Source organism: Haloarchaeobius litoreus, assembly GCF_024495425.1.
Classification (GTDB): domain Archaea; phylum Halobacteriota; class Halobacteria; order Halobacteriales; family Natrialbaceae; genus Haloarchaeobius; species Haloarchaeobius litoreus.
The window spans coordinates 649,753-671,623 of sequence record NZ_JANHJR010000002.1; the positions used below are offsets into that span (position 1 = coordinate 649,753).

General features: G+C 68.8%; 24 protein-coding genes. 13 read left to right on the forward strand and 11 right to left on the reverse strand.

Annotated features, from left to right (window positions below; all coding sequences use genetic code 11):
• Positions 1–79: 79 nt before the first annotated feature.
• A complete protein-coding gene (locus NOW55_RS10050) occupies positions 80–673 on the forward strand; it encodes a DUF2391 domain-containing protein (RefSeq protein WP_256399964.1) in 594 nt (197 codons plus the stop codon).
• A 1-nt stretch (position 674) separates the two neighbouring features.
• Here the strand turns inward: NOW55_RS10050 and NOW55_RS10055 are convergent, their stop codons facing one another.
• A complete protein-coding gene (locus tag NOW55_RS10055) occupies positions 675–1,088 on the reverse strand; it encodes a DUF371 domain-containing protein (RefSeq protein WP_256399965.1) in 414 nt (137 codons plus the stop codon).
• 25 nt (positions 1,089–1,113) lie between these two features.
• Positions 1,114–1,266 (reverse strand): hypothetical protein, encoded by a 153-nt coding sequence (locus NOW55_RS10060; protein WP_256399966.1) that lies wholly within the window; start codon positions 1,264–1,266, stop codon positions 1,114–1,116.
• Between the two features lie 218 nt (positions 1,267–1,484).
• Here NOW55_RS10060 and NOW55_RS10065 point away from each other — a divergent pair, with 218 nt between their 5' ends.
• From NOW55_RS10065 to NOW55_RS10085, 5 genes are all read left to right on the forward strand, one after another.
• The gene (locus tag NOW55_RS10065; protein ID WP_256399967.1) at positions 1,485–3,389 is read left to right on the forward strand and encodes a glycoside hydrolase family 2 protein; all 1,905 of its coding nucleotides are present in this window, start codon (positions 1,485–1,487) and stop codon (positions 3,387–3,389) included.
• A gap of 248 nt (positions 3,390–3,637) precedes the next feature.
• Positions 3,638–4,528: a coiled-coil protein gene (locus NOW55_RS10070; RefSeq protein ID WP_256399968.1), complete on the forward strand. Its 891-nt coding sequence runs from the start codon at positions 3,638–3,640 to the stop codon at positions 4,526–4,528.
• A gap of 189 nt (positions 4,529–4,717) precedes the next feature.
• Positions 4,718–5,710: a signal peptide peptidase SppA gene (gene sppA / locus NOW55_RS10075; RefSeq protein WP_256399969.1), complete on the forward strand. Its 993-nt coding sequence runs from the start codon at positions 4,718–4,720 to the stop codon at positions 5,708–5,710.
• A gap of 42 nt (positions 5,711–5,752) precedes the next feature.
• On the forward strand, positions 5,753–6,913 hold the full coding sequence (locus tag NOW55_RS10080; RefSeq protein WP_256399970.1) for a DUF373 family protein: 1,161 nt from the start codon (positions 5,753–5,755) through the stop codon (positions 6,911–6,913).
• Positions 6,914–6,944: 31 nt separating this feature from the next.
• Positions 6,945–7,667, forward strand: coding sequence for a diphthine--ammonia ligase (locus tag NOW55_RS10085; protein ID WP_256399971.1), 723 nt, complete (start codon positions 6,945–6,947; stop codon positions 7,665–7,667).
• Positions 7,668–7,782: 115 nt separating this feature from the next.
• On the opposite strand, the gene NOW55_RS10090 is transcribed toward NOW55_RS10085, so the two are convergent.
• Positions 7,783–8,751, reverse strand: coding sequence for a nucleotidyltransferase family protein (locus NOW55_RS10090; protein ID WP_256399972.1), 969 nt, complete (start codon positions 8,749–8,751; stop codon positions 7,783–7,785).
• A 96-nt stretch (positions 8,752–8,847) separates the two neighbouring features.
• On the opposite strand from NOW55_RS10090, the gene NOW55_RS10095 reads away from it, so the two are divergent.
• On the forward strand, positions 8,848–9,138 hold the full coding sequence (locus tag NOW55_RS10095; protein ID WP_256399973.1) for a transcriptional regulator: 291 nt from the start codon (positions 8,848–8,850) through the stop codon (positions 9,136–9,138).
• A 147-nt stretch (positions 9,139–9,285) separates the two neighbouring features.
• Here NOW55_RS10095 and NOW55_RS10100 read toward each other — a convergent pair whose 3' ends face one another.
• Positions 9,286–9,708: a Rieske (2Fe-2S) protein gene (locus NOW55_RS10100; RefSeq protein ID WP_256399974.1), complete on the reverse strand. Its 423-nt coding sequence runs from the start codon at positions 9,706–9,708 to the stop codon at positions 9,286–9,288.
• Positions 9,709–9,789: 81 nt separating this feature from the next.
• On the opposite strand from NOW55_RS10100, the gene NOW55_RS10105 reads away from it, so the two are divergent.
• Positions 9,790–10,845: a saccharopine dehydrogenase family protein gene (locus NOW55_RS10105; protein ID WP_256399975.1), complete on the forward strand. Its 1,056-nt coding sequence runs from the start codon at positions 9,790–9,792 to the stop codon at positions 10,843–10,845.
• A gap of 106 nt (positions 10,846–10,951) precedes the next feature.
• Here NOW55_RS10105 and NOW55_RS10110 read toward each other — a convergent pair whose 3' ends face one another.
• The 6 genes from NOW55_RS10110 to NOW55_RS10135 all read right to left on the reverse strand — a co-directional run bounded on the left by NOW55_RS10110 (position 10,952) and on the right by NOW55_RS10135 (position 16,299).
• Positions 10,952–11,875, reverse strand: a complete 924-nt coding sequence (locus tag NOW55_RS10110; protein ID WP_256399976.1) for an aminotransferase class IV — start codon at positions 11,873–11,875, stop codon at positions 10,952–10,954.
• Positions 11,860–12,483 (reverse strand): anthranilate synthase component II, encoded by a 624-nt coding sequence (locus NOW55_RS10115; protein WP_256399977.1) that lies wholly within the window; start codon positions 12,481–12,483, stop codon positions 11,860–11,862. Before NOW55_RS10115 ends, NOW55_RS10110 begins: the two co-directional genes overlap by 16 nt.
• Entirely contained in the window at positions 12,480–14,018 is a 1,539-nt protein-coding gene (gene pabB, locus NOW55_RS10120) for an aminodeoxychorismate synthase, component I (protein ID WP_256399978.1), read from the reverse strand. Before pabB ends, NOW55_RS10115 begins: the two co-directional genes overlap by 4 nt.
• A gap of 41 nt (positions 14,019–14,059) precedes the next feature.
• Positions 14,060–14,521 (reverse strand): helix-hairpin-helix domain-containing protein, encoded by a 462-nt coding sequence (locus NOW55_RS10125; protein WP_256399979.1) that lies wholly within the window; start codon positions 14,519–14,521, stop codon positions 14,060–14,062.
• A 26-nt stretch (positions 14,522–14,547) separates the two neighbouring features.
• Positions 14,548–15,372 carry a shikimate dehydrogenase gene (locus NOW55_RS10130; protein ID WP_256399980.1) on the reverse strand — a complete coding sequence of 275 codons (825 nt, stop codon included), beginning with the start codon at positions 15,370–15,372 and terminating at the stop codon, positions 14,548–14,550.
• A 90-nt stretch (positions 15,373–15,462) separates the two neighbouring features.
• Positions 15,463–16,299 carry a universal stress protein gene (locus tag NOW55_RS10135; protein ID WP_256399981.1) on the reverse strand — a complete coding sequence of 279 codons (837 nt, stop codon included), beginning with the start codon at positions 16,297–16,299 and terminating at the stop codon, positions 15,463–15,465.
• 183 nt (positions 16,300–16,482) lie between these two features.
• Here NOW55_RS10135 and NOW55_RS10140 point away from each other — a divergent pair, with 183 nt between their 5' ends.
• The 5 genes from NOW55_RS10140 (at position 16,483) to NOW55_RS10160 (ending at position 21,189) form a co-directional block, all read left to right on the forward strand.
• On the forward strand, positions 16,483–17,868 hold the full coding sequence (locus tag NOW55_RS10140) for a calcium:cation antiporter family protein (RefSeq protein ID WP_256399982.1): 1,386 nt from the start codon (positions 16,483–16,485) through the stop codon (positions 17,866–17,868).
• A gap of 44 nt (positions 17,869–17,912) precedes the next feature.
• Positions 17,913–19,232 carry a D-aminoacyl-tRNA deacylase gene (locus tag NOW55_RS10145; protein WP_256399983.1) on the forward strand — a complete coding sequence of 440 codons (1,320 nt, stop codon included), beginning with the start codon at positions 17,913–17,915 and terminating at the stop codon, positions 19,230–19,232.
• Positions 19,233–19,350: 118 nt separating this feature from the next.
• On the forward strand, positions 19,351–20,505 hold the full coding sequence (ftsZ, locus tag NOW55_RS10150) for a cell division protein FtsZ (protein WP_256399984.1): 1,155 nt from the start codon (positions 19,351–19,353) through the stop codon (positions 20,503–20,505).
• Positions 20,506–20,580: 75 nt separating this feature from the next.
• Positions 20,581–20,748: a protein translocase SEC61 complex subunit gamma gene (locus tag NOW55_RS10155; protein ID WP_089731485.1), complete on the forward strand. Its 168-nt coding sequence runs from the start codon at positions 20,581–20,583 to the stop codon at positions 20,746–20,748.
• A 3-nt stretch (positions 20,749–20,751) separates the two neighbouring features.
• Positions 20,752–21,189, forward strand: coding sequence for a transcription elongation factor Spt5 (locus tag NOW55_RS10160; protein WP_256298675.1), 438 nt, complete (start codon positions 20,752–20,754; stop codon positions 21,187–21,189).
• A 366-nt stretch (positions 21,190–21,555) separates the two neighbouring features.
• On the opposite strand, the gene NOW55_RS10165 is transcribed toward NOW55_RS10160, so the two are convergent.
• Entirely contained in the window at positions 21,556–21,858 is a 303-nt protein-coding gene (locus NOW55_RS10165) for a DUF7565 family protein (RefSeq protein ID WP_256399985.1), read from the reverse strand.
• Between the last annotated feature and the right edge of the window lie 13 nt (positions 21,859–21,871).

Consider the following 21,871-nt stretch of genomic DNA (forward strand, 5'->3'; position numbering starts at 1 on the left):
GGGCCGACGGGGCCAAGTACGGTTCGACCGCGGGGCCGAGGGCGACGCCATTACGGGCACGCCCCGTCACGAAGCAGGTATGAGCGATTCAGACGCGGAGTCGGTGCCAGCGGGCGACGGTGGTGCGGACGGGCCGCCGGACATGGGCGACCTCTACGACGAACTGGAGGCGCTCGCGGCGACGGTGGACGACCCGGAGGAACAGGAACGGGTCGCGTCGGCGATGCGGACCGCCGCCGCAGTCGAGTCCGAGGGCGTGTTCGGGCGGGTCGTACAGGGGTTCGGGCGCGGCGACCTCGCCGAGGTGCTGCTCGGCAGCGCCCTCTTCGGCATCCCGATGCTCGTGGAAGGTGGCACCACGGAGGTCGGCGAGTACATGACAGCGCACCCGGTGTACGTCGCGGGGACGCTCGCGTTCACAGTCGCACTCGTCGTCGGCATCCTCTACGTGAGCGACATCCAGGACGTGCGCGTCACCGACGCATATCTGGGCGTGGTCCCGCGACGGCTCGTGGGGGTCCTCGGTGGGTCGTTCGTGTTCGCCATCACGGCGATGACCGCGTGGGGACGCGTCGTCTGGAGCGACCCGGAACTCGCGTTCGCGTCTGTCACCATCGCGTGGGTGCCGATGGCCATCGGGGCGGCGCTGGGCGACATCCTCCCCGGAACGTGAGTCACTCCACGGCCAGCGTCACGGTCACGTCGGCACCGTCGGCCAGCGCGGCGACGAGCTCGCGGTCGAAGCCCTCGGCCGAGATGCTGCTCGCGAGCATGACGGTCCGGTCGTCGACGTAGTCGGAGGTACGCCCGACCATGCTGCGCTCGCTCTCGAACTCGAGGTCGGGGTGGCCGACGCCGACGGCGGTGTCCGTGTGCCCGTCCGCCTCGACGGTGCAGGTGATGGTCGCGCCGGGTTCGCGGCAGGCTGCGACGAAGCCGTCGGCGAAGTCGGCGGGGGCGCGGTCGGCGTCGACGGCGAGGATGCAGTCGCCCGCCGGCGTGAGGTAGTCGTCGGTCGTCACCTCGAACGTGCTGGCGTGCTCGGCGGTGACGTTCTCGTGGCCGCGGGCGTGGATGACCTCCTCCATGGCCCGCCGTATCCGACGGGCGGCCTTAATCCTCGCGAACGACGGTGACGGTGACCACGCCACAGCCGCACTCGTAGGCGCGACGGGTTCCCGCGTCGGTCCGCATGGTGAGCATCAACTGGTCGCCGTCGAGCGGGCGGTCGCAGCCTTCGCAGGCGGCCGTGAGCTGGTCGAGCATGTCTGGTACTGTGTCGGCATCCCTTATGAACCGCAGCCAACCCCTCGGTGAAAGTGAAAGTGAAACGGATGCCAGACGGGTCCGGGTTCGGCGTGGTTCAGGTTTGCTCTCGGAACGGTCCGTCGGCGAACCGAAGGGACGAACACGGGTCGTGATCTCCGAAAATTCCTGCAACCGGCCGAAGACCTTTCCTCGTCGCGGTCGGTGATTGCGCTCGTATGTCGAGTCAGTGGGAGGGCGGTCGTGTGCTCGCCGACACGGTCGGGGGCGGGCCGCCCGCGGTGCGGTCGTGGGAGCCGGTCTCCGTGCCGGGGCGACCGGCGCGGTTCGCGGGCGCGGACGCGGTGGCGTACCGGCTCCAGTTCGCGGACCCCAGGTCGACGCCCGCACAGCGAGCCCTCCTCGAATTCCAGGGGCTGTACGGGCACGCTCGGGTGTGGCTGAACGGCGAGCTGCTCGGGAGCCACCGGGCGTACTTCGAACCGGCCAGATTCGAGTTCGAGCCGGCGGCCGAGAACGAACTGGTCGTCGAGTGCCACAGACCGGCGGACGGTTTCGGCGGGGTGTACGAGACCGACCACGTGCGCGACGCGCTCGCGGTGCCGGGCATCTGGTGGGGCGTGCATCTGCGCCTGCGCCCACCGGCGTTCCTGCGGGATCTGGTGGTCAACCCGCGGCTCACCGAGGACGGCGGCGCGATCGACGTGGCGGTGTCGGTGGACGCCGCGGAGCCGGTCGCGGAGCCGGTGACGCTGTCGCTGCGCCCGGAGGGGTTCCGCGGTGGCGGGGCGATGGAGCGCGAGCAGGTCGAGGCCGGGCCGGGCGACCGCATCACGGTGACGCGGACGCTGACGCTGCGCGAGCCGTCGCTGTGGTGGCCGCGGAACCACGGCGACCAGCACCGGTACGTCGTCCGCGCGAAGTTCCGCGACCACGAGATAACGACCACGACGGCGCTCCGGACGGTCGACTACAGCGCCGACGGTGACGCCGATGGCGGCGGCCTCCGTGTGAACGGGAAGCGGGTCCGGGCCCGTGGGGTGAACCTGCTCCCGAGCGACGAGCCGCTGGCGGACTTCGACCGCGTCGACGAGGCGGGGTTCACGCTCGCGCGGCTGCACGCCCACGTCGCGCCGCCGGAGCTGTACGAGGCGGCTGACGAGGCCGGGGTGCTGGTCTGGCAGGACTGCCCGCTCTCGGGCAGCGTGCGCGTGGACCCGGAGCGCGGACGGGCGGTCGCGCGGACGCTCGCGAGCACGGTCGACCACCACCCGTCGGTGGCGCTGTTCGGCGTCCACGACGACCCGGAGACGCCGTTCGATGCCCGGATGGGTGGCGGGCGGATGGACCGCCTGCGGTTCCGGCGGCGGGTCGGCGGGGGGACGGACGCACGAGAGACGGCCGAGCACATCGCGGGGGCGCTGCCCGCCGACCGGCCGGTGTTCCCGGTGTGTGGCCAGCCGGGCATCGGTCCCGACGCGGCGCACCTCTACCCGGGCTGGACGTTCGGTGGCCCCGACGCCGTGGACTGGCTCTGTGCGACCGTGCCGGAGCTGGCGCGGGTCGTCACCGAGTTCGGTGCGGGGTCGCTGACGGAGTCGGGGGCGGAGCCGACGGGGCTCGACCGCGATATCCACGACACCGTCGTCGGGAGCGCCGACCCGGCTGTCTCGCAGGCGACCCAGGCCCGGACGCTCAAGCGCGTGGCGGAGACGCTCCGGCTTCAGGGGGCGGACGTGCTCGCCGGATTCTGTCTGCGCGACGCCGACGCCGGTGGCGGGATGGGTGTGCTGGACGTGGACGGCGAGGCGAAGCCAGCCTACGACGCGCTGGCGACCTCGCTGCGGCCAGTGGTGCCGGTGCTCCGCGAGGTGCCCACGCCGGGGAGTCGGGTGGAGGCACGACTGCTCAACGACGCGCCGGCGCAGGTCGAGGGGACGGTCCGCTGGTCGTTCGACGGTCCGCAAGGTGGCGATTCCGGGGCGGGTGACGCGGTGTCGGTCGCGGCACCGGCGTTCGACAGTGTCGCCGCCGGAGAGGTGGCGGTGCCTGCCGACGCGACGGCTATCGAGCTCGCGCTCGAAACCGGAACTACGGCCGTAGTAAATCGATATCGTTTATAACCTGTGAACGGGTGGTTTGGTAGTCGTTTACACGGGTGTGCTCGGCTCCGTCTCCCGATTTCCGCAGTTCTCGCAATCGGCAGATTTAAATTACACAAGGTGGTAGTAGTTGATACCAGAACGCCACCGGTGTTCCGGTAGCATCGCACGCCGACCAGAATGACACGGAACCTTATCACCGCGACGTCTGCAGTCGACAGCGATGCCTACCCTCCGGTGCGGGACGGAATCGAGGTACGAATACAACCATGGCAGAATCGATAGAGACATCCAAGAACGTAGAACTCACCGAAGACGACCTGCAGAACAAATCCAAAGGACAGCTTATCAAGCTCGCAGGACAGCTTCGGGACCGACGTAACGACCTCAACCAGATGGCTTCTGAGCGCGCCTCCGAGCGCGACGACCTCAACGCGAAGACTCGCGAGAAGGTCGACGAGGCACAGGAGCACCGCGAGAAGCGCGACGAGCTCAACGAGCTGGTTCAGGAACACAAGCAGAAGCGCAACGAGCTGAACGCCGAGGCCAACGAGCTCTTCGACAAGGTCGAGGAGATGAAGTCTGACCTCGAGCTCGACGACGGCAAGGACCTCGAACAGCTCGAGAGCGAGATCGAGGACCTCGAGTTCAAGCAGCAGACCGAGGTGCTCTCGTCCGAGGAGGAGAAGGAGCTCATCGAGAAGATCGAGGCCAAGCGCGAGGAGTACCAGTCGCGCAAGGAGAAGATGGGCGACAACGACGGCCTCGACGACCTCGTCGAGGAGGCCGAGGAGGTCCGTTCCGAGGCGTCAACCCACCACCAGAAGGTCACGGAGCTCGCCGACAAGGCCCAGGAGCACCACAACCAGATGATCGAGGCCTACCGCGAGGCCGACGACATCCGTGACGAGGCCGACGACATGCACGAGAAGTTCGTCGAGGCCCAGGAGGCGGCCGACCGCCACCACGAGGACTTCGTCCGCGTCCAGAAGCGGCTCCGGGAGCTGGACAAGCAGGAGGAAGAGCAGAAGCAGTCCAGCCGTGACCAGAAGCGCAAGGAGGCCGAGGAGGAGGCCGAGGAGATCTACCAGCGCTTCAAGGAGGGCGAGACCCTCGACACCGAGGACCTGATGAAGCTGCAGAAGGCGGGTCGTCTCTGATTCCGGTCCGGTAGTTCTGCGGTCTACTTTCCCGTTATTTTTCGAGTTCATAGCCCCTGCTGTTGCTCGGCTCCGGTTCGAGCGGTGTCGCTGCGGCGGAGACTCGTGGGGGAGCCCGGCCATCCCGACAGCTGTCACGAGCTACCAACCAGCACAACGGCTTTGTCCCGATTGGCCCAAGGAACGCCCATGAGTGCAACGACGCGGCTCGGGCGGCTGGTTGTGACGGTTCTCGGGACGGTGTTCGGCGTGCTGGTCGGACTGTTCCTGTTCCAGGTCCTCCCGGACACGGGGTTCGGGACCGTGGAGGTACTGCTGACGCTGGCGACGGCGCTGGCGTTCGCGGTCGTCTCGGGGCGGTTCGCCCGGAACGCGTTCCCGGCGTACAACGTCGCGGAGGTCGCCGTGGAGGGGCCGATCACCCGCGACGGCGGGGGCTCGCTCGTCAGCTCGCCCGTCGGGGCGACGGCGGACGAGATCGTCGAGCAGATCGACCGCGCGGACGACGACGGCGCGGTCGACGCACTGCTGGTGAAGCTGAACACGCCCGGAGGCGAGGTGGTACCGAGCGACGACATCCGACTCGCCGCCGAACGGTTCGAGGGACCGACGGTGGCGTACACGAACGACCTCTGTGCCAGTGGTGGCTACTGGATCGCGAGCGGCTGTGACGAGTTGTGGGCGCGCGACGGCACACTCGTGGGTAGCATCGGGGTCCGGATGGGCAACCTGAACCTCAAGGAGTTCGGCGACCGCGTCGGCATCGACTACAACGAGCTGACCGCCGGCGAGTACAAGAACGCGGGCTCCCCGTTCGAGGAGTTCACCGAGGACGACCGGGAGTACCTCCAGGACCTCGTCGACAGCTGGTACGACGAGTTCGTCGACGTGGTCGCCGAGGGCCGCGGGCTGGAGGACGAGCTGGTCCGGGAGACCGAGGCGCGGGTGTACCTCGGCGAGGAGGCCAGCGAGCTGGGGCTCGTGGACGACCTCGGCACCAGCGACGACGTGGAAGCTCGCGTCGAGACGTTGCTCGGCGAGCCGGTCACCGTCGAGGAGTTCCGCCCGCATCGCCGCCTCCGGGCCCGGGCGATGCTGGGTGCCACGCGGGTGGCCTACGCCGCGGGCGCAGGCGTCGCGAGCGTCGTCGGTGGGGACGACGGGGTCGAGCTACGGCTGTAGCGGGAGGCAGATTTTTATTCCCAACGTGTGTCGCTACACGTAGTGGCTACCCTGGTCGTCTGCGTCGACCGCACCGACGATATCGGGCGGAAGACGGGGCTGAAGACGCCGGTCGTTGGCTGGGAGGCCGTTCGGTCGCTGGTCACCGACGTGGGGCTCGCCGACCCCGAAGATTCGAGCGTCAACACGCTGCTGGAGACCCTCCGCGTCGCCCGGGACCTCCGTGACGCCGACGAGGAGACGGTCGTGGCGGTCGTCTCGGGGGCGAGCGAGTCGGTCGTCGGTGCCGACCGCGCCGTCGGCCAGCAACTCGACGGGTTGCTGGAGACCCACGACATCGAGTCCGCGGTCGTCGTCATCGACAGCGCGGAGGACGAACGGCTCGTCCCGGTCGTCGAGTCACGACTCCGCGTCGACAGCGTCGACCGCGTCGTCGTCAGGCAGGCCCGGGACATCGAGTCGACGTACTACCTGCTGAAGCAGTTCCTCGCCGACGAGGAGCTCAGACAGACGGTGCTCGTGCCGCTGGGCGTCGCGCTCGTCGCGTTCCCGGTGCTGGCGCTCTGGCGCGGCCCCGCCGTCGGTGCGGCGACCATCACCGCCGTCGTCGGCCTGTTCCTGCTGTACAAGGGCTTCGCGGTCGACGACGTGGTGAAGGGCGTCGCCCAGCGCACACAGACCGCGCTCTACTCCGGCAACGTCTCCGTCGTCACCTACGTCGTCGCGGCGGGGCTGACGATGGTCGGGCTGTTCGTCGGTGCGCTCGCCGTCTCGGACCTGGAGAACGCCGAGGGCGTCGTCATCCCGGCGATGCAGTTCGTCTTCGACGCCGTCCCGTGGCTGGCGATGGCGGGCGTCACCGCGAGCGTCGGCCGTCTGCTGGACGAGGCCATCGGCTCCGAGGACGTCCCACGGGCGACGATCAACATCCCGTTCCTCCTCGTGTCGGTCGGGCTGGTCGTCCGCGGCTTCGCGGCGTACTTCCTCGAACGCGCGGCGTACATCGGGTCGGTCCGCATCCCCGAACTGGCTGTCGGCGCGAGCTCGCTGGGGCCGTTCGTCCTCAGCGCTGGTGAGCGCCTCGCCTCGTACGTCGTCGCCGCGGTCCTGCTCGCGCTGGTCGGCGTCCGTGTCGCCTCCGTGCTGTCGAGCAACACCGTCGACGAGGCGGAAGCCGAGGCCGAGCTCGAACACGGTTCGTAGCTGGTTTACCCACCCGGGCGCTACGGAGCGTATGACCGACACCGGCTCGTGGGTGGGGCTGTTCTCCGGCGGGAAGGACTCCTCGTGGGCAGTCTACCGTGCGCTGGCGGAGGGCCTGCCCGTCTCGCACCTGCTGACGGTTCACCCCGAGGGCGACTCCTACATGTACCACGTCCCGGCGACCGAGCTCACCGCGCTGGCCGCCGAGAGCATCGGCATCGAGCACGTGAACGTCTCCCCCGACGACTTCGACGCCGCCAGCGCCGAGGACGCCGGTGCCCAGGGCGACGCCGAGCTCGAACCGCTCGAAGCGGCGCTGACCGACCTCGCGGCCGACCTCGACGGCGGGCTGGCGGGTGTCACTGCCGGGGCCGTCGAGAGCGAGTTCCAGACCTCGCGCATCCAGGCGATGGCCGACCGGCTCGGGTGCGAGGTGTTCGCGCCGCTCTGGCAGGAGGACCCCGTCGAACTCGCCGAGGCGATGCTCGACGCCGGCTTCGAGATCACCGTCCTGCAGGTCGCCGCGCACGGGCTGGACGAGTCCTGGCTGGGGCGCACGCTGGACGGCGAGGCGTTCGCGGAGCTGCAGGAACTCCACGAGGAATACGGCGTCCACGTGCTCGGTGAGGGCGGCGAGTTCGAGACGTTCGTGACGGACGGGCCGCACATGGAGCGGGCCATCGAACTGACGTACGAGACGGTGTGGGAGGGGACGCGGGGGCACATCGAGATCACCGATGCGCGGCTGGCGTAGATCACTGATGCGCGGCTGGCGTAGTCCTTGTCCGTCCACTCCGCTGTCTGTTCGGCACAGTGTTCCGCCGACGAGTGGGGGGCCGCAGAAGTGGCGAACTGGCGGTCGTCGACGTTCAGTGCCCGTTCGTGATCCTCGTGTGCGCACCGATGAGCGCGCCGGCGAGGTCGAGGTTGTCGAGGTGGGTCTCCTCGTCGATGATGGAGTCGCGGATGTCGGACTCGACGATGGTCGCGGTGGGGAAGACGACCGAGTTGTCGACGTGACTGTCGACGAGTTCGGCGTCCCCCATGATGTGGACGTTCTCGCCGAGGCTGCTCCCGGAGAGCGTCGCTGATTCGGCGACGTGGTTCTCGCCGTCGAGGTACCAGGCGACGGCGTCGAGGTAGGACTCGGGCGTGCCGATGTCGAACCACGCGCCCTCGAAGGTGAAGGCGTAGGTGGGCTGGCGGGCCTGGAGCCACTGGACGAACCAGCCCGGCTCGTCCGGGTTGTTGTCGCCGGCGAGGTACTCCTCCAGCAGCCCGACGGACTCGGCGGTGAAGCCGTAGCAGGCGATGGAGACGAGCGTGCTCTTGGGGTCGTCGGGCTTCTCCTGGAAGTCGACGACGCGGTCGCCCTCGAGGTCGACGAGGCCGTAGGACTTCGCCCGCTCCTTCGAGCCGACGTCGTAGGCGGCGATGGTCGGGGCCGCCTTCGCCTGGAAGAAGTCGATGAACTCGCTCACGTCGAAGCTGATGAGGTTGTCCCCGGCGATGACCAGCAGGTCGTCGTCGACGCCCTCGCGGTCGACGAGCTGCGCGAGCGCGCCGATGACACCGAACTTCTCGTCCTCCTCCGTGGTCTCCTCGACCGAGAGGGTCGGCTTCTCGAACTCGCTCTCCGCGAGATGTGTCTCGAACTCGCCGGCGAAGCGTTCGTTCGTGCTGACGAACACCTCGTCGACGCGGTCGTCCCGTTCGAGCTCCTCGAATATCTGGTCGATGACCGTCGAGTCACCGACCGGGAGGAACATCTTCGGCCGATGTTTCGTGATCGGCCAGAGACGCGTCGCGTACCCACCAGCAAGGACGACTGCTTTCATACCCCCGGTTTCAGTAGCCGGTAGTAAGTCCTTTGTCTTTCTCGGTGACCCGTCCGCCCGAAAAGACGTTTATCCGGCCGGTTCCGAATGCACGGTATGCGTGAAGCAGACGAGACGACGCGACAGCGCATCACCGATCGGCTCCGGGCGGAGGCGGCCACGCCGAGCGTGCTGGCGACGGAGTTCGACGTGACTGCCGGTGCCGCGCTCCGGCACGTCGAACACATCTCGCAGTCGCTCGGGCCGACAGACGAGCAGCTGCTCGTCGCGCCGCCGGAGTGTCGGGAATGCGGGTTCACCGACTTCGACGACCTGCTCAACCGACCGTCGCGCTGCCCCGAGTGCAAGAGCGAGTCGGTGGCCGAGCCGACGTTCACCGTCCGGTAGCGCGTCCGTCGGTGTCGCGAGTGCGGTCAGAAAGGGGGGAAAGGGGGGAGTTCGAAGTGGCCGAGGCCACGACCGCAGTAGGAGAGTCAGTGCTGCGGATAAAGTTTCTTACGGCCGACTGGTACCGGTGAGAACCGACGCAGCCGATCAGAACTCGACGTTCGACGTCGAGGTCAGGTCGGCCGACCCGTCCGCGTCGACGCCGCCGAGGCCGACGAGCTCGTGGTCCTCCTCGTCGAGGTACACCGCGCCGTCGGCGACGGTCACGTCGAGCGCGTTGAGGTACGCACCTTCGCACGGTCCGTAGGTGCACAGACCGCTCTCCGACTCGAACATCGCGCCGTGGTTCGCGCAGACGAGCTCGTCGTCCCGCATCGGTGCACCCGAGCCCTTGTCGATCTTGATGTGGGTGAGGTGCTGGCAGTAGTTGAGCCAGGCGACGACCCCGTCGTCGCGGCGGTGGAGGATGGCCTCGCGCTCCTCGTCGGCGTCCAGCTCCCGGACGGTGAACAGGAGCGTCGACTCGCTGGGCACGTCCTCGACCGGTGCGATGCGGCGTGTTTCGTCCATCGCACTGCTGTACCGGTGCAGCCGGTTTGAACGCCACGGTCTCCGCCGGACTTTATGCTCCCGGCGCGCGGCGTGGTATCCATGAGCGAACTCCTCGTCTACGGCTCGTACGGCTACACCGGCGCACTCGTCGCGGAGAAGGCGGTCAGGGAGGGGCTGGACCCGATTCTCGCCGGTCGGTCGCGCGAGACGGTCGAGGCACAGGCCGAGGAGCTCGACTGCCGGGAGCGCGTCTTCGAGGCCGAGAACCCCGCGACCGTGGCGGACTACCTGGAGGGCGTCGACGTGGTGCTGAACTGCGCCGGTCCGTTCGTCCACACCGCGGAACCGTTCGTCGAGGCCTGTCTCACGACCGGCGTCCACTACCTCGACATCACCGGCGAGTGGCAGGTGTTCCGCGACATCGCCGAGCGGGACGAGCACGCGAGCGCGACGGGAGTGATGCTCCTTCCCGGCGTCGGATTCGACGTGGTTCCCTCGGACTGCCTCGCCGCGCACCTCCACGACCGACTCCCATCGGCGACGGAGCTATCGCTCGCCCTCGGCGGGATGGGTGGCACCTCCCGCGGGACGGCGATGACGATGGTCGAGAACATCGCCGAGGACGGCGTGGTCCGCCGCGACGGCGAGCTCGTCCGCGTACCGACCGCCCACGAGGACCGTGAGATACCGTTCAGCTACGGCGAGCGCACCGCGATGGCCATCCCCTGGGGCGACGTGGTGACCGCCTACCACTCGACTGGCATCCCGAACGTCACGGTGTACTCCGAGACCCACCCGAAGACGGTCACCCGACTCCGACGGTTCCGGAAGCTGCTCCCGCTGCTCGGGACCACCCCCGCCCAGAAGCTCCTCAGGTGGCTCGTCGACCGACGGATCGATGGCCCCGACGAGCAGCAGCTCGACGAGGGTTCGGGCGAGCTCTGGGGTGAAGCGACCGACGGCGAGGACCGTGTCGTCTCACGACTCAGGACACCGAACCCGTACACGCTGACCCGCGATACAGCACTCCTCACCGCGAAACGTGCACTCGACGGCGACGCCCCTGCCGGGTTCCAGACGCCCTCGACCGCGTACGGGGCCGACCTCGTCCTCGAGGTGTCTGGTGTCGAACGCACCGACGTGGGCGGCGTTTAAGTACGAAGACGGTGCCAGACGCGGCGTGCTCTGATCACTCGACGCGCGGCGGCCGAGGCGGGTGCGTGATGCACCGCCGCGCGAACGACCGCGTCGCCTGTTCGCCCTATTCCCCAGTCGAGTCGTCGGACGGCTCGTCAGCTGCCGTCTCCCCGGGTGACAGCCGTTCGCCGCCGTAGTGGCGACGCTCGACCAGCGCGTCGAACCGCCGCTGCAGCAGCGTCGTCACCGGCCCACCGCCGACGTCGATGCCGTCGACGGTGGCGACCGGCCGCAGCTCCCACGTCGTGTTCGTGAGGAACACCTCGTCGGCCTCGCGGACCTCGCTCGGTTCGTACCGACCCTGCAGCACCGGGATGCTCTCCTCCCGTGCCAGATCGACGACGGCCGAGCGCGTGATGCCCGGCAGCAGCGGCAGGTCCGCCGTCGGCGTGTGCAGCCCGCTGTCGGTGACGAAGAACAGGTTGCTCGCCGCTCCCTCCGCGACGAAGCCGTCGCCGTCCCGGAGCAGCGCCTCGTCCGACCCGTCGACGAGCTCGTTCCGGGCGAGGATGCCGTTGAGGTAGTTGTGGGTCTTCGCCCCCGGCGGGAGCGCGTTCGCCGCCGGTTTTCGCGTCTTCGTGGTCTGGACGACGGCGTGGTCGTCCCAGACAGGGGTGCTGCCGACACCGCCCCGCGGCAGTGGCTTCACGATGACGACCACCGTCGGGTCCACATCGGGTTGCGCCGTCAGGGTCCCGGGCTGGATGCCCCTGGTGATGGAGAGCTTGACGTAGGCGTCGGCGAGGTCGTTGGCGGCGTGCGTCTCGTCGATCCGCTCGCGGAGGTCGCCGTCGGCCAGCCCGTGGTCCAGCGAGAGCTCGTCGCAGGTCGCGGCCAGCCGGTCGAGGTGTGCGTCGAGCTCGAAGATGGAGCCACCGTAGGCCCGCATCGTCTCGAACGCGGCGTCGCCGTACTGGAAGCCGCGGTCGCGGACGTTCACGGTCGCCGATTCAGCCGGCACGAGGTCGCCGTCTACGTGGTACTGCATGTGTCGAGGAAGTTGGCAACGAGCTGTTTCCCGATCCGGAGCGAGAGCGCCTGCCCCGTCTCGCGTTCGGTCGCCTCGCCGGTGAGGATGCTCTCCGGGTGGAACTGCACGCCGATGTGGGGTCGCTCGCGGTGCCGGACCGCCATCAGCACGTCGCGTTCGTCGGCCGTGGCCGCCGTCTCGACCAGTGAGTCGGGCAGGTCGTCGCGCTCGACCGCGAGCGAGTGGTACCGCCCGACCCGGATGCGCTCCGGCAGGTCGGTGAAGATGCCGGCTCCGTCGTGCCGGACGATGGACGGCTTCCCGTGGACGACCTCGGGGGCGTTCACGACCGGTGCGCCGTTAGCGGAACAGAGCGCCTGATGGCCGAGACAGACGCCGAGCGTCGGATACGAGAGCTCCGCGAATATCGGGATGGAGACGCCCGCCTCGGCCGGCGTCCCCGGCCCCGGCGAGACGACGATACCGTCCGGGTCGAGGTCACGGATGTCGTGCACGTCGATGGCGTCGTTCCGGCGAACGACCACCTCGTCGGCGAGTTCGCCGACGTACTGGACGAGGTTGTACGCGAACGAGTCGTAGTTGTCGACGACGAGCACCGTCGTCATCGGTCCACCTCCTCGCCCATCGGCCGGCCCTCACTGTCCGATTGCTCCTCACCGGCGACGGCCATCGCGGCACGGTCGCCGAGCGCGTCGTCCACGGCGGTCACGAGCGCCCGTGCCTTGTCGAGCGTCTCGGCGTACTCGCGTTCCGGAACGGAGTCGTGGACGATGCCCGCGCCGACCCGCAGGTGGTACTCGTCGCCGTGGCGGACGAGCGTCCGGATGACGATGTTGAGCGTCGCGCGGCCGTCGAAGCCGAAGATGCCCATGCTGCCGGTGTACGGCCCGCGACGTGTCGACTCCAGTTCGTCGATGATGGCCATCGTCCGGGGCTTGGGCGCGCCAGTGATAGTGCCGCCGGGGAAGACCGCGGCGACGGTATCGGCGAGCGACGCGTCCGGTCGGAGTTCGCCGACGACGTTCGAGACGAGATGCATCACCTCGGCGTAGCGGTCGACGCGTCGGTACTCGGCCACGTCGACGCTGCCGTAGCGGCACACCTTCCCGAGGTCGTTCCGCTCGAGGTCGACCAGCATCGCGTGCTCGGCCCGCTCCTTCTCGTCGGCCGTGAGGTCGGCTTCGAGGTCCCCGTCCTCGTCGTCGGTCGCGCCGCGCGGTCTGGTGCCGGCGATGGGTTCCGTCCTGACGTCGTCGCCGTCGCGCTCCAGCAGTAGCTCCGGGCTCGCGCTGACGAGGTCGATGCCGGGGAACTCGATGAGTCCCGAGTACGGTGCCGGGTTCACCTCGCGGAGAGCGTCGTAGGCCGGGACCGGGTGGACCGCCGCTGGCGCGACGAGTCGCTGTGAGATGTTCGCCTGGAAGGTGTCGCCGTCGTGGACGTATCGCTGGACGGCCCTGACGCGGTCGGCGTAGACGTCCCGGCCGCAGTCGCTCTCGAAGGTCACGTCGTCCGCATCGACGGGCGGGTCCGGGAACGCGGGATCGCCGTCCGTCGCACGATGGGCGAGCTCGAGGGCTCGTTCGCGGCCGCACTCGAAGGCGTCGTCGGGGTCGTCGCCGACGCGGGGACACGCGGTGATTCGGAGTGTCGTCGCCGCGTCGTCGTCGAGTGGCTCGCGCCAGCTGGCCATCCGGTCGTAGACGCCGACCTGGAGCCGCGGGAGCCCCCGGTCGTCGGCTGCATCGCCGGGGAGTGACTCGAGTTCCCGGGCGATGTCGTATGAGAGCCAGCCGACGGCGCCACACGGGTACGGCACGTCGCAGCCGCCACGGACGAGTGACTCACCGTCGAGCAGGCCGTCGAGCGCGTCGAGCGACGGCGACGGGCCGTCGAGGGCGTGGGCGTCGGGGGCGGCGGTGAGCCGATCGACGGGGTCGACCGCGAAGTGGCCCCAGCCGGACTGGCCGCCGGTGGTCTCGAGGTAGGCGTCCCACTCGCCGATCCGTGCCCGCCGGTAGGCACCGAACGGATCCGCCACGGCGACGGTCACCTCGACGGGAACCCGCACGTCGGCGGGTGTGTCGGCGGCGGTCGCGACGAACGAATCACGGTTCGTCACGACGTGGGGTGTGGTCATGCGAGGAGGATAGCTGCGGGGGCCTAATCGTCTTCCGGTCCCTAGCTGCGGGCCTTCGCTCGCTTGACCCACTCCGTGACGCGGGTCTCCGAGATATCGGTCTCCGCGGCGACCGCTTCGGGGTCGGCCTCGGCGAGGTCTGCGATGGTCTCGATACCGACGGTTCCGAGTCGGTCGGCGTAGGCGGGACCGATGCCCTTGACCTCCTGCACGGGCTCGGACTCCTCCTCGTCGGCCGTTTCGGCTGTCTCGTCGGCAGCCTCGGCCGTCTGGTCAGTCGTCTCGGCCGTCTCGTCGGTTGTCTCGGCCGCCTCGTCGGTCGTCTCGGTCTCGTCGGTCGTGTGCTCCGTGGTCGAACCGCCGTCGTCACCCTCCGTCGCCGACCCGGCTGTGGCTCCGGCCCGCCGTTCCTTCTCGACCGTGACGCCGACGTCACGGGAGGACTCCGGCTGCGACCCGTCGTCGAGTCCGAAGAGCGACTTCAACTTCTTGAGCAGTGCCATTGGCGGTACGTAGCTGTCGGTGCCACTTAAACCCGATACCTGTCGTCTCGGAGGTGTGTCCGCAGCGCATCGTCCATGGCGGCAACGGGTGCCGGCCTCCCCGTCCACAGCTCGAACGCCTCCGCTCCCTGATACAGCAGCATCCACGCGCCGTCGACCGTCGTCGCGCCGGCTGCGGCGGCGTCGCGCAGGAGCCGTGTCTCGAGCGGTGCGTACACCGCGTCGAGGACGACGAGGTCGGCGTGGAGCGCGTCGCCGGGGACCGGCGTCTCGTCTTCCTCCATGCCGACGCTGGTCGCGTTCACGAGGACGGTCGCGTCGGCGAGGAGGCCGGGGAGGGCGTCGAGCCCGTGGCCCGTCGCGGCCGGGACGTCGCTCGCGAGGCCGACGGCCCGCTCCTCGGTCCGGTTCGCGATGGCGACGGTCGCGCCCGCGTCGGCGAGGCCGTGTGCGACGGCTCGGCCGGCACCACCAGCGCCGACGACGACGGCGTCGGCTCCGTCGAGGTCGGCGTCGCCCTCCGCTTCGAGTGCGCGGCGAGCCCCGGCCGCGTCGGTGTTGTGACCGGTCGGCCGGTCGCCGGTGAAGTCCACGGTGTTGACCGCACCGATGCGTCCGGCGAGGTCGTCGACCGCGACGAGTCCGTGGACGCGCTCCTTGTACGGGACGGTGACGTTCAGCCCGCTGACGCCGAGCGCCCGGGCACCCTCGACGGCAGCCGCGAGGTCGTCCGGCGCGGGCTCGAAGGTGACGTACCGGGCGTCGATGTCGTGGGCCGCGTACGCCGCCTCATGCATCGGTGGCGACAGCGAGTGGCCGACGGGGTTGCCGACGAGTCCGAACACCTGCATTGGTGTGTGCGAGGCGGTCGGCGGTGAAAAGTCGTCCGGGGACGGCAGCGTTCGCGTTCCGATGTCGCCGTGCACCGAACGCGGCCGGGGTCAGGGATGCACGACGAGCACGGGCTCGTCGATGGTCCGCAGGACGCGGTCGGTCGTACTCCCGAGCAGCTGACCGGCGAGGCTCGACTCGCCGCTGGAGCTCATGACGACGAGGTCGACGCCCTCGTCCTCGACGTACGCGACGATCGCCTCGCTCGGGGTGCCCGTCACGGCGGCGCGTTCGATGGCCAGGTCCTCCTCGGCGAGGTCGGCACAGTCGTCGGCGAGCGCGTCGACGCCCTCCCGCTCGGCATCGAGGAGGCGGTCGATGTACGCCTGGTCGACGCCGCCGGCGCTGAACGGGCCGGACTCGCGGACCACGTCGACGACCCCGAGGACGTGCAGCGTCGCACCGTACGTGCTCGCGAGGTCGGTCGCGGGTGCGCCGGCCGCGGCGGCGTCCTCGCTGCCGTCGGTCGGGAGGAGGACGTCGGTGTAGTCGTCGACCGGCCCGTCGCCGGACGGGACCGTCAGGACGTGCCGGTCGGTGCGGCGGAGCACGCGCTCGGTGGTGCCCCCGAGGAGTCGTTCGCGGAAGCCGGAGAGCCCGTGTCGACCCACCACGATGACGTCCGCGTCGACCTCGTCCGCGAAGGAGACGACCGACCGGGCGGGGCGGCCGGTCACGACGTGGGACTCGACCGTGACGCCGGCGTCCGCGCCGATGGCCTCGACGTCGGCGAGGACCTGCTCGGCATCGTCCTCGTCGAGTTCGTCGTGGGCCGCGACGACGGCGTCGACCGACGCCCCGTACGTCGCCGCCATCGCCACGCCCGCACGGGCCGCTCGTGTGGCACAGTCGCTTCCGTCGACCGCGATGAGAAGTCGCTCGAACATATCTCTGGCCGTGGATTCGAAGACTCGGTACAAAAGTGATGCGTCGCCGTCTCGCTGTTCGATGGTGCCGCCTCTCACTCGACACGAGACTCACGGTACGGGCCGCGATAACGGTTCTCGGGGGGCTGGCGGGGCGATGCGAAAGCACAACACTCACTTTCGGGGGACGGATACCCGCAGACGATGAGCAACAATCGCCTTCGCCACCCACTGACAGCCGTCGCCGGGGCACTCCTCATGACGGTCCCGTGGCTGCTACTCCACGGGTTCCGCATGAAGGGTGTCTTCAACCTCTGGCCGGGGCTGATACCGGGATTGAAAGCGACGGAGGAGACGGCGCTCGGCGAGCTGGGCCTGATAATCGTGGTGGCAGGAATCGCGATTCTCGGCGCCTCGTTCCTGCTCGCGTGGGCCGCGGAGACCGCAGAGGAGGACGTTCCGCGGGCGTTCGCGCTCGCCGTCCTCGCCATCCTGGCGGTCGCCCCCGAGTACGCTGTCGACGCGCTGTACGCGTGGGAGGCCGGTGCCAATCCAGGGTCCAACGCCGGGAATCTCGCGGTCGCGAACATGACCGGCGCGAACCGGATCCTCATCGGTCTCGGCTGGTCTGGTATCGCCCTCTTCACCGTCTACAAGGTCGCGAAGACGTCCGACCCCGCAGTCGAGGAGCACCGGGGCTTCCTCGCGGACCGCATCAGACTCGACCGCGACATCTCGACGGAGATCTTCTTCCTCTTCGTCGCGACCGTCTACGCCTTCTTCGTCCCGCTGAACGGCGGGATCGGTATCCTCGATACGATCTTCCTCGTCGGCCTGTACGTCGTCTACATCCTCTCGGCGCTGAACGCGCCACACACCGACGAGGAGCAGGTCGGTATCCCCGCCTACCTCCAGTCGTTCTCGAAGCTCCGGCGCGTCGCCACCGTCCTCGCCCTGTTCGTCTTCTCCGGCGTGGTCATCCTCGTCGCCGTCGAGCCGTTCGCGCACGGGCTGGAGTACTCGGGCACCAGCATCGGCATCTCCTCGTTCCTGATGATCCAGTGGGTCGCCCCGCTGGCGAGCGAGAGCCCGGAACTCATCGTCGTCGCCTACCTCGTCAACAAGGCGCGCTCGACGGCCGGGTTCAACGCGCTCATCTCCTCGAAGCTGAACCAGTGGACGCTGCTCATCGGGACGCTCGCCATCGTCTACAGCATCTCCTTCGGCTCCATCGCGACGCTCCAGTTCAACGCCGAACAGTCCGGCGAGATCTGGCTGACGGCCGCACAGAGCTACTTCGCGCTGACCATCCTGATGAGCTTCGACATCAGCATGCGCGAGGCTGTCGCGCTGCTCGTGCTGTTCGTCTCACAGGTCGTCATCGCGTTCGCCATCGACGCGGGCGTGCTCGGTCTCGACCTCCTGTTCACGCTACACGCCTTCACGGCACTCTACCTGGTCCTCGGGACCGCGCTCCTCATCTACCGGCGAGCGGCGCTGGTCGAACTCGTCGGCCTCACCCGTCAGCAGGTGTTCGGTGACGGCGTTCACGCCGAGCCCGACCCCGAGGTACAGCCGACCGAGGACTGAGCGGTTTCGACGCGTTTTAGCGGGCTTCGATGTGAGTACGAGTCGTGATAGCCATCGTCGTCAGCCGCGCGGACTCGGCCTCGGAGCACATCGGTGAGCACCTGCTCGACCTCGCCGACTGGGAGGCGACGGTCGACGACAGCCGCCCCGACGCCGACGGCGGTGGGACCGTCCACCGCACGGACGGGTTCGAGCGACGGACCTTCGACGAGCTGCACCTCCACCTGGACGGCGTCGCCGCGGCGTTCGACGACCCCGACCTGTTGCTGTTCGCGTCCCGACACTCGGGCGACACTGGGCCGCTGCTGACGGCGCATTTCACGGGGAACTTCGGCCCGGCGGAGTACGGTGGGGACGACGACGCGCTTGCGGCTGCGTGCCCGAACGCACAGGCCGACCTGCTGGCGGCGTTCGACCGGCACGCGCCCGACGGCTACGAGGTCGGCATGGAGTGCACGCACCACGGTCCGAGCGACGTCGGGGTCCCGTCGATGTTCGTCGAACTCGGTAGCAGCGAGGACGAGTGGGCCGACCCGGAGGGTGCCCGCGCCGTGGCACGGGCGATCCTCGACATCGAGGGCGTCTACCCGCACCGAGAGCGCACCGTCGTCGGCTTCGGCGGTGGCCACTACGTCCCGCGGTTCGAGCGCGTCGTCCGCGACACCGGCTGGGCGGTCGGGCACGTCGCCGGCGACTGGTCGCTCGACGCGATGGGCCACCCCGCGGAACATCGCGCCGTCATCGACCGCGCGTTCGCGGCAAGCGACGCGTCGCTCGCGCTCGTCGAGGGCGACCACCCCGCGCTCGTCGACACCATCGAGGAGCTGGGCTACCGCGTCGTGAGCGAGACCTGGCTCCGCGAGGTCGACGGGCGAGACCTGGACCGCGTCGCCGAACTGGAGGAGACCATCGCGAGCGTCGACGAGGGCCTCCGGTTCGGGGTCCACTTCGACGACGACGACTGGACGGTCCGCGACCTCCCTGTCGACCTCCTCGCGACGGCACAGGGCATCGACCGCGAGCGGACCTACGATGTCGTCGAAGCGCACGCGGTCGCCCTCGAGACGGAGAACGCCGGCAACCGGGTCGGCGACCGGGCGGCGTTCCCCCCGGGCGGGTTCGACGCACTCGTCGGCGAACTCTGTGACGTGCTGGCCGAGAAGTACGAGTCGGTCCGGTGTGAGGGCGACGTGGTCGTCGCCGTGGAGCGCGCCTTCGACCCTGCACTCGCCCACGAGGCGGGCGTTCCGGAGGGACCGAAGTTCGGCAAACTCGCCGGCGGGCACGCGGTCGAGGTCGAGGGCGAGACGGTCGACCCCGCGTCGGTCCGGACCGAGCGAACGGAGCGGTTCCACCTGGGATAATTTCACCGTGTGAGCTGGCCGGTTAATCGTTCGGTAGGTGGACCGCAACATTCGTCAGACGGTCGTCAGACACCAGGGGAAAGGTAATTAACCTGCATAATATAAAGGAGGGCTAAGGATGGATTCGATCGTTGAAGACGCTATCGACGAGGCCGAGGGGGAGGCCGAGACCCCCGACGAGGGTGGTCTCCCGGGAGCCACCCAGCAGGACGAACCGGCGCACCGAACGGGCAAGATGACCGACGACGAGCTGGAGGACGTACTCGAAGACCTCCAGACGAACATCACCGTCGTCGGCTGTGGCGGTGGCGGCGGCAACACCATCGACCGGATGCACGAGGAGGGCATCCACGGCGCGAAGCTCGTCGCCGCGAACACCGACGTCCAGCACCTCGTCGAGATCGAGTCCGACGAGAAGATACTGATGGGCGAGCAGAAGACCGGCGGGCGCGGCGCGGGCTCGCTCCCGCAGGTCGGCGAGGAGGCAGCCCTCGAATCCCAGGAGGAGATCTACGAGTCCATCGAGGGCTCGGACATGGTGTTCGTCACGGCCGGCCTCGGCGGCGGCACGGGCACCGGCTCCGCGCCGGTCGTCGCGAAGGCCGCCCGCGAGTCGGGCGCGCTCACCATCGCCATCGTCACGACGCCGTTCACCGCGGAGGGCGAGGTCCGCCGCACGAACGCGGAGGCCGGGCTCGAACGGCTCCGCGACGTGAGCGACACGGTCATCGTCGTCCCGAACGACCGGCTGCTCGACTCCGTCGGCAAGCTCCCCGTCCGGCAGGCGTTCAAGGTCTCCGACGAGGTGCTCATGCGTTCGGTGAAGGGCATCACCGAGCTCATCACGAAGCCCGGGCTCGTCAACCTCGACTTCGCCGACGTCCGCACCGTCATGGAGCGCGGTGGCGTCGCGATGATCGGTCTCGGCGAGTCCGACTCCGACGCCAAGTCCACCGACTCCGTGAAGGCCGCACTCCGGTCGCCGCTGCTCGACGTGGACATCTCCGGCGCGTCCTCCGCGCTGGTCAACGTCACCGGCGGCTCGGACATGAGCATCGAGGAGGCCGAGGGTGTCGTCGAGGAGATCTACGACCGCATCGACCCCGACGCCCGCATCATCTGGGGTACGTCCATCGACGAGACCCTCGACGGCAGCATGCGCACGATGATCGTCGTCACCGGCGTCGACTCCCCGCAGATCTACGGCCAGCCCGGCGACGACACCGCCGAGCCCGACCCCTCGACCCAGCAGGACATCGACTTCGTCGAGTAATCCCCCGTTCTCGCCGCTCACCGTCGGTTAGTTCGCATCAATAGATAGAAAAGCACGGATGCCGAAGCGACGGCCATGAACGTTCCAAAGGACCTCAACTCCTACGTGCGTGTGCTCAAGATGGCGAGCACACCCTCGCGCGAGGAGTTCTCACAGATCGCCAAAATCGCCGGTGCAGGGATTCTGCTCGTCGGCGTCATGGGTTTCATCATCGCACTCGTCATGGGGTTCCTCCCCGCCTGAACCATGCCCATCTACGCAGTCAAGACGACCGCGAGCCAGGAGCGAACGGTCGCCGATATGATCATGAACCGCGAGGAGGAGACCATCCACGCCGCGCTCGCGCCCGACTCACTGACGAGCTACGTGATGGTCGAGGCGGACGACTACAACATCATCGAGCGCGTGCTCGAGGACATCCCGCACGCCCGCAGCGTCATCCCCGGGGAGTCCGACATCACCGAGGTCGAGCACTTCCTCTCCCCGAAGCCTGACGTCGAGGGCATCGCGGAGGGCGACATCGTCGAGCTCATCGCCGGCCCGTTCAAGGGCGAGAAGGCGCAGGTCCAGCGCATCGACGAGGGGAAGGACCAGGTCACCGTCGAGCTGTACGAGGCGACGGTCCCGATCCCGGTCACGGTGCGCGGCGACCAGATCCGGGTGCTGGACAGCGAGGAGCGCTAGAGAGGCGTTCCTCGGGAAAGCTAACGGGGGATTGCGACCCGCGAGGACCGGTGACGCGGAGCGAACGCGCTCTTCGAGCCCCGGTTCGTTCGCCAGGAGCGCCCGCTGGCCGTCGGCAGAGAATGCGAGGTGGCCGTGCAGAAACCGGGAGGAGGGACAGCATGGTATCGTGGGAAGCACCGTTCCGGGTCGCTGGAAAGGGCACTGGAGTGTGGTAGCCCCCCTAAGTCGCGCCTCCCCCCAACCACGACTTAGGCATCAGAAGGGAACGGATGTGAGAACAAAGGCCGAACTCCCAACTGGTTAGGTATCGATGATGCGCCGACGGTGGTGCTGCTCGTCGGGGCGATCACGGAGAGGCCGTGGTCAGGACTGGACGGCCTCGCCGCCGAGGCGTTCGACGACCGTCTGGAGGTCCGCTTCCTCCTCGATGAGGTCCTTTATCTCCTCGCGTTCGCGCACCTCCTCGGAGCTGGCACCGTAGGCGCGGACGTACTCGGCTCGAGAGTGCTCGTTGAAGGCGTGGCGGATGGCGAGGTAGCCGTCGGGGACGACGACACCACAGACCTTGCACTCGCGGCGCTCGTGGTCGGTGCTCTGATGGACGACGAGGTCCTCGGGCGTGCCGAACCGCTCGCCGCAGCCGTCGATTCCGCATTCCCAGGGCATCGGTTGGCCGGAC